Origin of the sequence: Corynebacterium sp. sy039 (genome assembly GCF_007904105.1) — a bacterium.
Taxonomy (GTDB): Bacteria; Actinomycetota; Actinomycetes; order Mycobacteriales; family Mycobacteriaceae; genus Corynebacterium.
Genome location: NZ_CP042325.1, coordinates 736,910 through 749,721 on the forward strand (window position 1 = coordinate 736,910; position 12,812 = coordinate 749,721).

A 12,812-nucleotide genomic window follows, 5' to 3' on the forward strand; every position below is an offset into this window, starting at 1 on the left:
GTCGGTATGAAACTCTTGGTATGCGCTATTTTTTGTCTGGATCAATGATCGAAGATAGTTTCTGCAACGCACGGTAGGTATAGCTTGATCGACGTCGTGAGCTTATCGCACTATCTGTTTTGTGATCATGCACATCCTCATGATCTTCTTTCTGGGGATCTTCTGGATCGCTTTGTGGTTCGCTACCTACTGTATTAGTTGTGTGGTTACCGCTTAAATTAGCGAGGAATTGGAGACGGAATTTTCGTCCCAGTTCTTCTCCTTCTTTTGCAGTAAGTGTTCCTGCCGTAGTAACAAAATTGATTTGCTCAGCAGTTTTCTCGCCAGAACGCAATGCGATCATATCCTCTATGTAATGCAAGAATACAGCAATAGTTGCAGCAACTGGTACCGCTAAAAACGCACCAACGATATCAAAAAGGCTGCTGCCAATAGTTACTGAAAGCAAAATAATTGCAGGGTGCAGGTTCATAGCGCGCGATTGCAAAATAGGGGACAATACATTGCCTTCTAATTGTTGAACTGCCAGCACAATGATCAAGGTAATAATTGCTTTTGTCAGCCCCAAGGAAACCAATGCCACCAATACTGCCAAAGCACCGGCAACAACAGCACCCAAAATAGGAATGAAACCAGCAATAAAAGTAAGCACTGTCAGGGTAAAAGCCATAGGTACCCCAAGGATGTATAATCCAAGCCCAATGAAGAACGCATCGACTAATGAGACTATTGCTTGGGCGCGAATGAATCCACTTAGGGTGTTCCACACACGGAATAATACTTCTGTCAAATGCCAGCCAACGCGTTGACCGGTGATTCTTCTGAGCCAGGGGAGGAATTTATCGCCGTCTTTGAGGAAGAAGAATGTTAAGACGAGGACAATACCGGCCGTGATGAGCACTGAAGTGGCAATACCAATTCCTGAATAAATTTCGCTGGCTATTTTGCCTGATTTATTTTGCAGCCACTGTATTGCGGAGTTGAGCCGTTCTGCCATTTTGTCATCGTCAAGGTTGAACGGGGGACCTTGGAGCCATGATTGAGCACGCTGAATTCCCTCAAATGCTTGATGATAAACAATTTGTGATTGGCGGACAACGTCGGGTGCGATGAAATAAATAATCCCGCCCAAAAATGCAATGCTGGATAGAATAACGGAAAAAGCAGCAAATCCTGCAGGTAAACCTATCTTCCGTAATGCTGCAACGGGTGGCCATAGGACTGTGCAAATAATGAGGGCGAGAATGATCGGGAGAACACCCTCCCATACTTTTTTCAGCAAAAACCAACTCACATAGGCTGCGGCACAAATCAAGAGCAACCGCAATGACCATTGCGCGAGTCTGCGAACCCCATCAACAATGACAACAGAACGGTCAATAGGGTGTTTGTCGGCTGGGCTGAGCTGCTCAAACACTGTTTCTGCGTCATGTGCTGGTGGAGCAGAAACATCGACACTATTCATGTTTTCTTGCGTGTTATTGCTTTCGACGTTATGCGTTGGTTTTTCGCTTGTGCTCACGATGTATATTCTGCCTTATAACTGTCAGCGGTGGTAGTAAAGCTGCCTGATTATGAAGAAAAACTTTCATAATCAGGCAGCTAGGGCACATGAACTATTTAGCGATATTCTTGGGAGATAAGCACCTCGTCGGTAGCTTTTTCTGAATTTCCTAAAATGCCGGAGCTTTCATCGGGATTGCGCTGCAAGTGCACAAGACTGAGGATCAGTCCACCCCAAATAACCACGATGAATAGCACTAACATGATAATGGCAATGGTACTCATCGTAATTCCTCTCGGTTGTATTGTTCGATGGCGAAACCAGCGATACGTGGTTTTTCTGGGTCATATTGTTGCGGTGTCGTAGGAGTACGCGCAATTTCTGGAGCAATACCAAAATCAGAGCCAGGAGGACCGTCGACAGGCAGATTCTTTGGCCAGCTGACGATACTCATCACGATAGATGCTATTGCGATAATGCCGAGAACACCCCATCCGTAGAGGGCGACCTGGGTGCTGGAATAACCACCATAGGGTTCTTTTGCCAAACTGATGAGTTCTTGCAGCAAAGTGTATCCCAGCACCAGGGAGGTGAGATTGACCACGCATATACGCCAGATGGTGCCTACTTGGAATGAAGATACTTGATTGAGATGTGCAGAGAACTCACCAATACGGCGCAAGATCCAGTCCACGACAACGATGATAATTAATGCGATAAGCACAATGCCGACGTTGTTGGTGAATTTATCCATAATGTCGAGTGTGCCCAGACCAGAGGTGGTGGAAAACAGCACGATAGAGATGACAGCCATGATAATGCCAATGGTGACTGCAGTAGGAGTGCGTTTTGTTCCCAGTTTGTCCTTAAAAGCTGAAACAACTGGCTCGAATAGGGAAAATAGTGAGGTAAAGCCAGCTATGGTCAGTGAACCAAAGAAGAATACACCGAAAATTGCGCCCATAGGCATTTGGTTGATTACGGTTGGGAAAGCAATGAAAGCCAGTCCAATGCCAGATTGCGCAACCTGATCAACACCTGTGTTTTGCGCAGCTGCCATAAATCCTAGGGTGGCAAACACACCAATACCTGCTAAAACCTCAAAGGAAGAGTTGGCGAATGCGGTCACCAGGCCAGTGCCAGTGAGGTTGGTGCGTGGTTTGAGGTAGGAGGAGTAGGTCATCATAATGCCGAAACTCACTGAGAGGGAGAAGAAAATCTGTCCATAGGCAGCAACCCATACTTTGGTGTCACTGAGTGCTTCCCAGTTTGGGGTGAAGAACGCATTAAGACCATTGGCGGCACCATTGAGGAACAGCGAGCGAATAACAACGATCAAAAATAGGATGGTGAGTACGGGCATGAAAATCTTTGAGATTCTGCCGATACCAGCATCGACTCCCATTGCGACGACGATGATTGCCGCGACCCATACGACAATCATGGCAAGGAGGATCTGTGGTACGAATTCACCGGTGAAAGAGGAAGCCGTATCTGCATGAAGAAAGTCGTTCATGAAATAGGTTTCCGTGTCCTTGCCCCATGCTTGGTTAAAGGATTTTATGGTGTAGAGCAATGCCCAGCCGATGATGGCGGCATAGTAAATGGTGATAAAGAAGCAGATTCCAACTTGAATCCAACCCACTGGTTCTGTCCACTTCTTGAAGCGACGGAAGATGAGTGGATCGGAACCGCGGTAGCGGTGTCCCATTGCGTAGTCAAGGAAGAGCAGTGGAATTCCGGCGGTAATCAGCGCGATCATGTAGGGGATTAAGAAAGCGCCGCCACCATTTTCATATGCGACATAGGGGAAACGCCAGATATTACCGAGTCCTACAGCAGAGCCGATAGCAGCAAGCAAAAATACCCAGCGGCTAGAGAATGTCTCTCGACGTGTCCCTTGAGTTTGTTGGGGACTGTTGGGTGAATCAGTCATGATCACAACCTTTTCGACGAATATGTGTGGCACAAGTAGCGGATATGCAACCACACAAATAACTATAATTTAATAGAATTAAATAGCAGAAGATAATGAAATATACAAGAACTAACCTAGGGGTGGGGCATATGCTCTTGGAATCTAAGCGACGATATCGGGTAGATCGTTGCTGAATAGTAGGTATCTTAAACGCTTGAATGGTCATCGAGAAAATTACCGAGAAAATGGCCAAGCGTGAGCCAAGTCTGGGGCAAGTCTAGGGTCATTATCATCTCGATTGTGAATGGGTGTTACTATGGCTTGTTGTGAGCCTTACTCTTGGAATTGTCGGATTGCCTAATGTGGGCAAGTCCACTCTTTTTAATGCCTTAACTAGAAATGATGTTTTAGCAGCTAACTATCCATTTGCCACAATTGAGCCAAATGTTGGTTTAGTGGAGTTGCCGGATCAACGCCTCAATCGTCTGGCGGAGATTTTCTCCTCAGAGCGTATTTTGCCAGCGACTGTTTCTTTTGTTGATATTGCAGGTATCGTCAAAGGCGCTGCAGACGGTGAAGGAATGGGTAATGCTTTTCTGGCAAACATTCGAGAAGCGGATGCTATTTGTCAGGTCGTTCGTGCCTTTGCCGACGACGATGTTATCCACGTTGATGGAAAAGTAGAGCCAAGTGCAGATATTGAGGTTATCAATACCGAGCTCGTGCTTGCAGATTTGCAGACTATCGAAAAAGCACTACCACGTTTAGAAAAAGAAGCGCGCAAGAACAAAGAACTTGCACAAACGGTAGCTGAAGTAAAGAAAGCACAAAGTGTTTTAGAAGACGGTCGCACGCTATTTGTGGCTGCTAAACAAGGAGAAATTGAGTTATCCCTCCTACGTGAGCTGCATTTGATGACTGCAAAACCTTTCCTTTATGTCTTTAACTCAGATGAGGAAGTGCTCAGCGACGAAGATCGCAAAGCGCAGTTAAGAGAATTAGTTGCTCCTGCTGATTGCGTATTTTTGGATGCAAAAACCGAAACTGAACTTTTTGAGTTAGATGAAGAAGAAGCACTAGAGCTGCTTAATTCTGTGGGACAGGATGAACCTGGACTACACACTTTGGCTAAAGCTGGTTTCGCTACTCTTGGTTTGCAGACCTATCTGACAGCTGGACCTAAAGAAGCACGTGCGTGGACTATTCCACAGGGAGCCACTGCGCCGCAGGCAGCAGGGGTTATCCACTCTGATTTTGAGCGTGGTTTTATTAAAGCTGAAATTGTCTCCTTTGAGGATTTGGATGCTGCTGGTTCTATGGCAGAGGCCAAAGCCCGCGGACGGGTGCGCCAAGAAGGAAAAGACTACATCATGGCTGACGGCGATGTGGTTGAGTTCCGTTTTAATGTCTAGTTTCTAACCACTATTAGGGGCGTCGAAAAGCGTTTTCGTTATACTGGGGCACATTATGTCCAGTATTGACGAGAACGCACCTGACAGTAGAGATAGTAAAGACAGTAGTTCGACAAGTACGAAGAGTACGCACGATCATTTTCCCTCTGGGCGTAGTCGTACGTTTTTGCAAGAGGTAACATATCCGCATAGTATTCACCCAGCACTCGTTCCTGGAGTGAGTATCGAAGATCAACGCATCAACTATCGTATTGATAGACCGATAACTTTTATAGTTGGTGTGATTGTTATTGCCTTTGTTATCTGGGGTGTTATTGCTCCAGAACAAGTTTCTTATAGCTCAAGTATCGCCTTGGATTGGGTTATGCGCAATCTTGGTTGGATCTTTACCACGATTGCCATTGGTTTGAGCGTATTTCTCATTGCCCTTGCGCTTTCGCGTTATGGGCGAATTCCACTTGGGCTTGATGACGAAGAACCAGAGTATTCTACTTTATCCTGGTCAGCAATGCTTTTTGCGGCGGGGATTGGTATTGGCATTATCTTCTTTGGGCCATATGAGCCATTGAGCTTTTATCTCAATCCGCGCCCTGGTGCCTATGAACCTGCGTCGGATGAAGCAGTATTAGGAGCACTAGCGCAGTCGGCACTGCATTGGGGACTCAACGCCTGGGCCATTTATGCCATTGTTGGGTTGTCGGTAGGTTATGTTTCTTATCGACGAGGACGCGTGCCATTGATGAGCTCGATTCTTATGCCTCTGTTTGGTAATAAATCTAGCACCTCAGCTCCGGCTCGTATTATTGATGCTTTGGCGATCATCGCTATTCTCTTTGGTACGGCTGCTTCTTTAGGAATCGGTGCAATTCAGATAAGTACAGGTGTAGAACTGGTATCTGGTTGGTCGAGTCAAGGAAATACTTTGGCCATCATTGTTATTGTGCTGCTGACTATTGGCACTATTGCCTCTGCTGTGTCCGGGGTGGCAAAGGGGATTAGATGGCTCTCGAATATCAATCTTGTTCTCGCAATAGCTTTGGCAGTGTTCATTTTTGTACTTGGTCCTACTGCTTTTCTGATGAATATGCTGCCAGGGGTATTGATGACCTACATTGGGCAGATGCCTGAGATGCTTGGAGCTAACATGGGCCAAGGGGAGAAAATGCAAGAATTTCTCTCTAGTTGGACAACTTTCTACTGGGCATGGTGGGTTTCCTGGTCACCTTTTGTTGGAGTATTTGTCGCAAAAATTTCTCGTGGTCGCACCATTAGGCAATTTATTTTTGGCGTATTGTTTATTCCTTCTAGCATTATCATCATTGCCTTTTGCATTTTAGGTGGTACGACTATTTGGCTACAGCGCCAGCATGGCGATATTGCTCCTGGAAATGATCCAGCAGCGATGCCAAGTCCAGAACACACGATCTTTGTGCTACTTGATCATTTGCCTGCGTCGCATTTTGTGTCTTGTGCGGTGGTAGTGATGCTGGCAGTATTTTTTATTACTTCTGCCGATTCGGCGTCGTTGGTGAATTCGCAATTATCGCAGCAGGGAAATCCGCAGCCTCGTCGTATAGTTACTGCTTTTTGGGCATTGTGTATGTCTGGTATTGCTGTGGTTATTTTGCTTTCGGGTGGAAATAATGCGCTTAAAGGATTGCAGAATCTTATTACTATTACTGCTTTGCCCTTCGCGCTGATTTTGATTGCTATGGCAGTAGCGTTGGTGAAGGAACTACGTCATGATCCGACAACCATTCGCCAAGTTTTCCAGCATCGTGCTGTAGAAAATGCGGTAGTGCATGGTGTGCGTGAATATGGTGATAATTTTGCGTTGGCAATTGAGGCAAGCAAAGAAGAAGAGTATGCCACAGGCGCAGATTTTGATTCCACGGCAGAAGAAGTGGTCGAGTGGTATGCCAGAACCGATGAAGAGGGTAATCGTGTGGGCTATGACTACGAAACAGGGGAGTATTTGGCGGAGCCTAATGATGGTCCTAACCAGGGTTGATGAGCCATTTCTGGTGTCTAACATATCGAGTATCTATAGTGTATTAGAAACTACTTCTTTAAGTGAGAGTGTGACACCAACAGGAGGACAATGATGATTGCATGGCACACGTTCGACGCCCACCAATGGCGTGAAGCAGTAGAAAAACACGGGGCGTACGCTGGCATAGAAGCAGCATTAGCACGCCTTGAACAGCATAATCCTACCCTCAACGCTTTTACTGTGGTGCTCAAAGAAGAAGCCCTCGCCAGGGCACAAGAGCTCGACGCTATGCCTGCGAATCAACGTGGAGTTCTCCACGGTGTTCCCGTTGCCATCAAAGATGAAAATGATGTTGCGGGAACTGCGACAACATTTGGCACGAACGCCAATTCCATACCGAAGAAAACAGACTCCCTTACTGTGCAAAGATTACGTGATGCAGGCGCAATTATTATTGGCAAAACCACCATGCCTGCTTTTGGTGCCTTCCCTTTCACAGAGTCTGAGGCTTTTGGGATTACTCGCAATCCACGCAATCATGCGTGCACACCGGGTGGTTCTTCCGGCGGTTCGGCAGCTGCGGTAGCTGCTGGAATTGTTCCTCTTGCTCTCGGCGGTGACGGTGGTGGTTCTATCCGTATTCCTGCTGATCGGTGTGGTTTGGTGGGGCTCAAGCCCGCCCGTGGTGTTGTCCCCACTGCTCCTTATGATCATTTGTGGTATCACCTGGGAGTTGCCGGTCCTATTGTGCGTAGTGTGCGTGATGCGGAATTGATGTTTGATGTCATCACTGGTCGTGTGGACAGCGAAACAACTAGCGAACAAGCACAAGCAACAGTACAGCAACCAAAGAAATTACGTATCGGTGTTAACCTCACGCCGTGTAGCCCACTAGCAAAACTCCCTAAGGATCATCAGCGTGCTGTGGAAAACATTGCTGATCAGTTACGTTCTCTCGGGCATCAGATAGACAGTATTGATCGTCGCCCTGCTGATCCAACATTGCCTTTCGTCGTACAGTTTTTTGCTGGGCTCATTGCAGAAATTAAGGATCTTGACCACCCAGAAAAGGTAGAGAAATTACACAAGTACACCACAAAGCTCGGTTTTTGGGCGCGCGGGCCAGTGCTTCGATGGGCATTAAAGCACAGTGAGCGTTTTGGGGAGCGGATGGAACGCAACTTTGCCCAGTACGACGTGCTGCTCACCCCTACAACAGCTTCTCGTCCAGATAAGATCGGTGTGCTTGAGCGAGGCGGGTTGATTCGGGCAATGATAAAATCCATTCCCTCTATTGCATATGTGATGCCGTGGAATGTTTCTGGGCACCCTGCTTTGGCTTTGCCCGTTGCGGTGGGGCAGGATAGTTTGCCTGTATCCGTGCAATTTATTGCTGGAAAAACTCATCCTGGTGAGGGAGAAAAACTCTTGTGCCAGCTAGGAAAGCAGTTAGAGGATGCGGGGTTATTGGTTCATGAGTTTGGCGTTTAGTTCTTGTGGGCTTTATTGAGTAGGCGAGCACCTGTGTAGAGTCCTATACCATAAAAGGTATGTGCTCTCAGGCTACGGTATGCAGCCACCGCCGGTTGTGGTGTTTTTTGATGCCATGAAACCTAAACCGAAAGCCGGCTGCATGAGAAACCATGGCGCAATTGTGGTTGATACGCCAGCAGCAATGGAACCGATGAGTCTTGGGTTGCGTGACCACTGTGGCAGCGCACTATCAAAGAGTCCAGCAAATCCAATACCGATTAAATAATGCGCGGCGATCCCTACTGCCTGTTCGTGAGGAATAGACGGTGATTGTGCAATAGACTCATGTACAAATTTTCCATCTTTCATGCCTAAAACCCAGCGTCCCACGAAGTCTAAGTTCAGCGGTGGTACACCTGTTGTTTTTCGTACAATTTCAGACGCAATATCCATTACCGCTGTTGCTGTGCTACCGATGATAAGTGCTCGAGCAATTGTTGTGCTAAAAGTTTTTCTGTTCATTTTTTTCATGGTAATGAGAAAGAGCGGGGGGGGGGCAAGTTTTATGCTCTTTCATTAAGCAGCTTCGTCTTAAGATTTTATTTTCTATATCTGATAAAAAATTATGTGTTACTTAGCGTGTGTTTAGAAGGAAATAATGCTAGCATTTTTTGCTGTAATACCCTTTGAGAAAACATAGGGTTCTTTGGCAGTTTTCTTCAGGAAAATAAGATACAGATTAAGGTTTGTGAAATGACCAAGTTGAAACGCATCTTAGTGTGCACCGTTGCAGGTGTAGCTGGTTTATCATTAGCGGCGTGTTCCTCTGACTCAGAGAAGAGCGATTCTAGTGCCGCTACTTCAAGCAGTGCAACTAAGAGTTCTAGCACCAAAAAAACCACCACCAGTGCTAAGAAAACAACTTCTCAGCGCACCACAACACGAAAAGCAACAAGCACCAAGAAAGCAGCGACAGCTACTCGCAAAGCAACAACTGCCAAACGAGCTGCTGGTGCTCCTGCAGGCGCTAACAGCGCAGGTACACGCAGTGGTAATTCGGCGGGATCTGCTGGTTCAGGATCTTCAGGAGCTGGGGCTGCTTCGCGTGTTACTCGTGAACAGCAACAAGCAGCACCAGTAGTGGTTCCTGGAGCTGGACAGAATGGTTTTTCTGAAGAAACCGTTACTGAGCCACGTACAAGTGCTCAAGCTACAGATGCATCTCAGGTAACAGCTACGAATACTGCTCAGCCAGAGAACACATTTGTTGATGTTAACTCTGAAGATTTCACTAAGGCTGAGAACGGGTATGCGTTCAGCTTCGATAATGCTGATGACACCACAAGCTATTGCATCATTGCTGAGGACGCTGTTTCTTGTTTAGCTCAAGCTAGTGATCCAGCTGAAGCTGATAGCAATGCTATTAAAGCTGATCCTGAAGGCTATGATTGGGTAACGATCTCTGCCCCTACCGATACAAAGAAATTAGAAAACAACCAGCGCATCAGAGTTGGCAATAACGTATGCACTAAAGACAATTCTATGTTGGATTGTGCAATCGGTACTGAAGGCGTAATTTTGCGCGTACAAGGGGATGGCACAGTTGAGACAGCTAAAGTAGTAGATTCTGAACCTGTGTCTACTGCAGCACCTACCCCTGACGTCGAGAGTGACTCTGAAGAAGTAGCTACGGAAGAGCAATCATAGGTAGTGCATTAACTGCATTGTTAAAAGATTACCGCTAAAAAATCACCAGTTCGATGTGAACTGGTGATTTTTGTATTTTCTGCAATCTACATGGATAAGATTTTAGATCAGAGTTAGATCAAAGACGGAACATGGGCAACAAGTGAAAAGAGATCCTTAGGATCCTCAGGATCAGCAACAATGTCGATATCTACCTCAAGTTCACTGCCTTTTACGCTATCGCGTAGGTAACGTAGTGCGGAGAAATCATTAATTGCGAAACCAACAGAGTCGAATAGGGTAATTTGATCCTCGGAATCACGACCACTTTCTGCACCAGTGAGCACTTTCCAGAATTCAACAACAGAAAAATCTTCAGGTTTTTGCTGGATTTCGCCTTCAATGCGTGTTTGCTCAGGGAATTCAACGAAAACCTTTGCGCGATCGAGAATTTCAGATGCTAGCTCAGTTTTACCTGGGCAGTCACCACCAACTGCGTTAAGATGCACACCAGGCGCAACATGGTGATCAGCCAAAATCTGATTTTGTGCCTTGTCTGCAGTACACGTGGTGATAATATCAGCGCCTGCTACTGCTTCTTCAGTGCTGTTGCATACTGTGATATTAAAACCGAGTGGTTCCATGTTTCGCTTGAACTTTTCAATGGCTGCGGGATCAACGTCGTAAATAGCGATATCTTCGATTCCCATCACGCCGCGGAAACCAAGAGCCTGAAATTCTGATTGAGAACCTGCACCGATCATTGCCATACGACGAGAATCCTTGCGTGCAAGATGACGAGCCACCATGCAAGAGGTTGCCGCAGTGCGCAATGCGGTGAGAAGGGTCATTTCCGCGAAGAATGTTGGATAACCATTATCCACATCAGCAAGCACACCAAAAGCAGTGACAGTCTGGAAGCCGCGTGCTGGATTAGAAGGGTGCCCATTAACGTACTTGAAAGAGTATTCTTCACTATCAGAAGTAGGCATAAGCTCAATGACGCCAAAAGGGGTATGGCTAGCGACGCGGGGAATCTTGTGGAATTTCTCCCAACGCTTATAGTCGCGTTCCAAATAATCGACCATATTAACGATGATATTTTCTACACCATCGCGTTGGATCCACCGAGCCATATTAGGTACATCAACGAACTTAACCATTGTTTCCTTTCTCAATTTTTATGTCTTGTGAACGTATGAAACATAACAATGCTCTGGTTGAGCAATCTCCATACTACGCTAAAAAGAAGGTATCCTGCAGCATAGTGAGAACGGCATATGCTGCAGGATGAGTATTGTATGAATAGTCAGTTATTTACGATGCAAATCACTTTGTGGTGATGCTTGGAACGTCGAAGTGCTCAGATGCTGTTCCTTGCGTTGACGTGCAATCTCTTTAATTCTTCCCCGCCAGCTGTACCACATGATCATAAAAATTGGAATCAGTAATACTGATGATAAAAGGGTATAAGTGCCAATGGGGTAATCGAATGCCATAAGTACAATGACGAGAAGCAAAAATGCAATTGTGAGCCAGTCGCCAACGATACCAAACGGAGAACGATATTGCGGTCTGGTGTATTTGCCTTCCTGAGAAAGGCGCACAAATTTTTGGTGAGCAATCACGATTGCAGCCCAGCTTGCCATTGTTCCTAGTGCGGCGAGGTTAAGCACAATCTCAAATGCCATTTCTGGCACAACATAGTTCAAGAAAACACCTGTCAAGCCAACGCCTGCTGCCATCACAATACCGCCATATGGTACGCCTGTTTTTGACATCCGGGCACCAAATTTGGGGCCAGAGCCTGCTGTGGACATATTGTACATAATGCGTCCTGTGGAATAGAGGCCAGCATTGAGTGAGGAGATTGCTGCAGTAATGACGACAAGCTGGAAAATTGGTGCCGCTGCACTCAAGCCCAGAGAGTCAAAGAAAGTAACAAAAGGTGATACATCTGCTACGTAGGTGGTGTAGGGCAGTACCAGAGTCAACAGCAATACCGAACCGAAGTAGAAGATGAGGATACGGAATAGCACACTGTTAATTGCTTTAGGAATGAGCTTTTCGACGTTTTTTGTCTCGCCTGAGGTAGTGCCAACTAACTCGATACCTGCATAGGCAAAAACTACACCTTGAATTACGACGATAGCTGCTAATAAACCATTTGGTGTCCAACCACCAGCTTCGCCAATGAGTGAGAACCCTACTGCTGATCCACTGGGGTGTCCGAAGATGATTACTCCAATTGCTACCAGCATAAAAATGAGGAGCGCAACTACTTTAATGAGGGAGAACCAGAACTCAAGCTCACCAAATATCTTTACGGAGAGCATATTGAAAAATAGAATCGCACAAATAACGAATAAAGCGAGTGCCCATTGTGGAACGGCATCAAGCCACGATGTGTATTGCGAGAACCACTTAATATAAATTGCTACGGCAGTGGAGTCTGCAACGAGCGTCATAGCCCAGTTTCCCCAGTATAACCAGCCGGTGATGAATGCTGATTTCTCGCCATAAAATTCTCGCGCATAGGAGACAAAGGATCCGGAACTTGGTCGGTAAATAATCAACTCACCGAGTGAACGTAGGATGATATAGCCAAAGAATCCGCAGATAAGATAAAGAATCGCAAGGAAAGGCCCAGCTTGTGAAAGTCTGGAGCCAGTACCTAGTAACAAGCCGGTACCGATGGCGGAACCAATGGCAATCATTTGTAGCTGTCTGGCACCCATGCCCTTTTGGAGTCCAGTGTCCTCCGCGGCAAAAATGTCGCGAGAACTCTCATGGGGTGAAGTTTTTTCACTCATATTGATGTAAAAC

The 12,812-nt window shown here is 46.3% G+C and carries 10 protein-coding genes; 4 read left to right on the forward strand and 6 right to left on the reverse strand.

The annotated features are described in order from the left end of the window. Positions 1 to 25: 25 nt before the first annotated feature. From FQV43_RS03345 to FQV43_RS03355, 3 genes are all read right to left on the reverse strand, one after another. Entirely contained in the window at positions 26 to 1,465 is a 1,440-nt protein-coding gene (locus FQV43_RS03345; RefSeq protein ID WP_144274960.1) for an AI-2E family transporter, read from the reverse strand. 155 nt (positions 1,466 to 1,620) lie between these two features. Further along, positions 1,621 to 1,788, reverse strand: a complete 168-nt coding sequence (metS, locus tag FQV43_RS03350; RefSeq protein WP_144274439.1) for a methionine/alanine import NSS transporter subunit MetS — start codon at positions 1,786 to 1,788, stop codon at positions 1,621 to 1,623. Further along, complete coding sequence (locus tag FQV43_RS03355) at positions 1,785 to 3,440, reverse strand: sodium-dependent transporter (protein ID WP_146338868.1); 1,656 nt, start codon at positions 3,438 to 3,440, stop codon at positions 1,785 to 1,787. Before FQV43_RS03355 ends, metS begins: the two co-directional genes overlap by 4 nt. 308 nt (positions 3,441 to 3,748) lie before the next feature. Between FQV43_RS03355 and ychF the strand changes: the two genes are divergently transcribed. From ychF to FQV43_RS03370, 3 genes are all read left to right on the forward strand, one after another. Next, positions 3,749 to 4,834 (forward strand): redox-regulated ATPase YchF, encoded by a 1,086-nt coding sequence (gene ychF / locus FQV43_RS03360; RefSeq protein ID WP_144274443.1) that lies wholly within the window; start codon positions 3,749 to 3,751, stop codon positions 4,832 to 4,834. A 55-nt stretch (positions 4,835 to 4,889) separates the two neighbouring features. Beyond that, entirely contained in the window at positions 4,890 to 6,845 is a 1,956-nt protein-coding gene (locus FQV43_RS03365) for a BCCT family transporter (protein ID WP_146338870.1), read from the forward strand. A 90-nt stretch (positions 6,846 to 6,935) separates the two neighbouring features. Then, positions 6,936 to 8,318: an amidase family protein gene (locus FQV43_RS03370; protein WP_146338872.1), complete on the forward strand. Its 1,383-nt coding sequence runs from the start codon at positions 6,936 to 6,938 to the stop codon at positions 8,316 to 8,318. Positions 8,319 to 8,390: 72 nt separating this feature from the next. On the opposite strand, the gene FQV43_RS03375 is transcribed toward FQV43_RS03370, so the two are convergent. Then, positions 8,391 to 8,822, reverse strand: a complete 432-nt coding sequence (locus FQV43_RS03375) for a DUF2938 family protein (protein ID WP_210415254.1) — start codon at positions 8,820 to 8,822, stop codon at positions 8,391 to 8,393. A gap of 231 nt (positions 8,823 to 9,053) precedes the next feature. Here FQV43_RS03375 and FQV43_RS03380 point away from each other — a divergent pair, with 231 nt between their 5' ends. Further along, positions 9,054 to 10,007 (forward strand): hypothetical protein, encoded by a 954-nt coding sequence (locus FQV43_RS03380; protein WP_144274451.1) that lies wholly within the window; start codon positions 9,054 to 9,056, stop codon positions 10,005 to 10,007. Positions 10,008 to 10,120: 113 nt separating this feature from the next. Here FQV43_RS03380 and FQV43_RS03385 read toward each other — a convergent pair whose 3' ends face one another. Continuing rightward, positions 10,121 to 11,149, reverse strand: coding sequence for an ornithine cyclodeaminase (locus FQV43_RS03385; protein ID WP_146338874.1), 1,029 nt, complete (start codon positions 11,147 to 11,149; stop codon positions 10,121 to 10,123). A 150-nt stretch (positions 11,150 to 11,299) separates the two neighbouring features. After that, positions 11,300 to 12,799, reverse strand: a complete 1,500-nt coding sequence (locus tag FQV43_RS03390) for an amino acid permease (protein WP_146338876.1) — start codon at positions 12,797 to 12,799, stop codon at positions 11,300 to 11,302. Between the last annotated feature and the right edge of the window lie 13 nt (positions 12,800 to 12,812).

What these genes read in the sequence shown, in the direction of transcription:
- FQV43_RS03365 (WP_146338870.1), top strand. Translation starts at nt 4,890, where the DNA reads ATGTCCAGTATTGACGAGAACGCACCTGACAGTAGAGATAGTAAAGAC.
- FQV43_RS03355 (WP_146338868.1), bottom strand. Translation starts at nt 3,440, where the DNA reads ATGACTGATTCACCCAACAGTCCCCAACAAACTCAAGGGACACGTCGA.
- FQV43_RS03370 (WP_146338872.1), top strand. Translation starts at nt 6,936, where the DNA reads ATGATGATTGCATGGCACACGTTCGACGCCCACCAATGGCGTGAAGCA.
- FQV43_RS03345 (WP_144274960.1), bottom strand. Translation starts at nt 1,465, where the DNA reads ATGAATAGTGTCGATGTTTCTGCTCCACCAGCACATGACGCAGAAACA.
- FQV43_RS03390 (WP_146338876.1), bottom strand. Translation starts at nt 12,799, where the DNA reads ATGAGTGAAAAAACTTCACCCCATGAGAGTTCTCGCGACATTTTTGCC.
- metS (WP_144274439.1), bottom strand. Translation starts at nt 1,788, where the DNA reads ATGAGTACCATTGCCATTATCATGTTAGTGCTATTCATCGTGGTTATT.
- FQV43_RS03385 (WP_146338874.1), bottom strand. Translation starts at nt 11,149, where the DNA reads ATGGTTAAGTTCGTTGATGTACCTAATATGGCTCGGTGGATCCAACGC.
- FQV43_RS03380 (WP_144274451.1), top strand. Translation starts at nt 9,054, where the DNA reads ATGACCAAGTTGAAACGCATCTTAGTGTGCACCGTTGCAGGTGTAGCT.
- FQV43_RS03375 (WP_210415254.1), bottom strand. Translation starts at nt 8,822, where the DNA reads ATGAACAGAAAAACTTTTAGCACAACAATTGCTCGAGCACTTATCATC.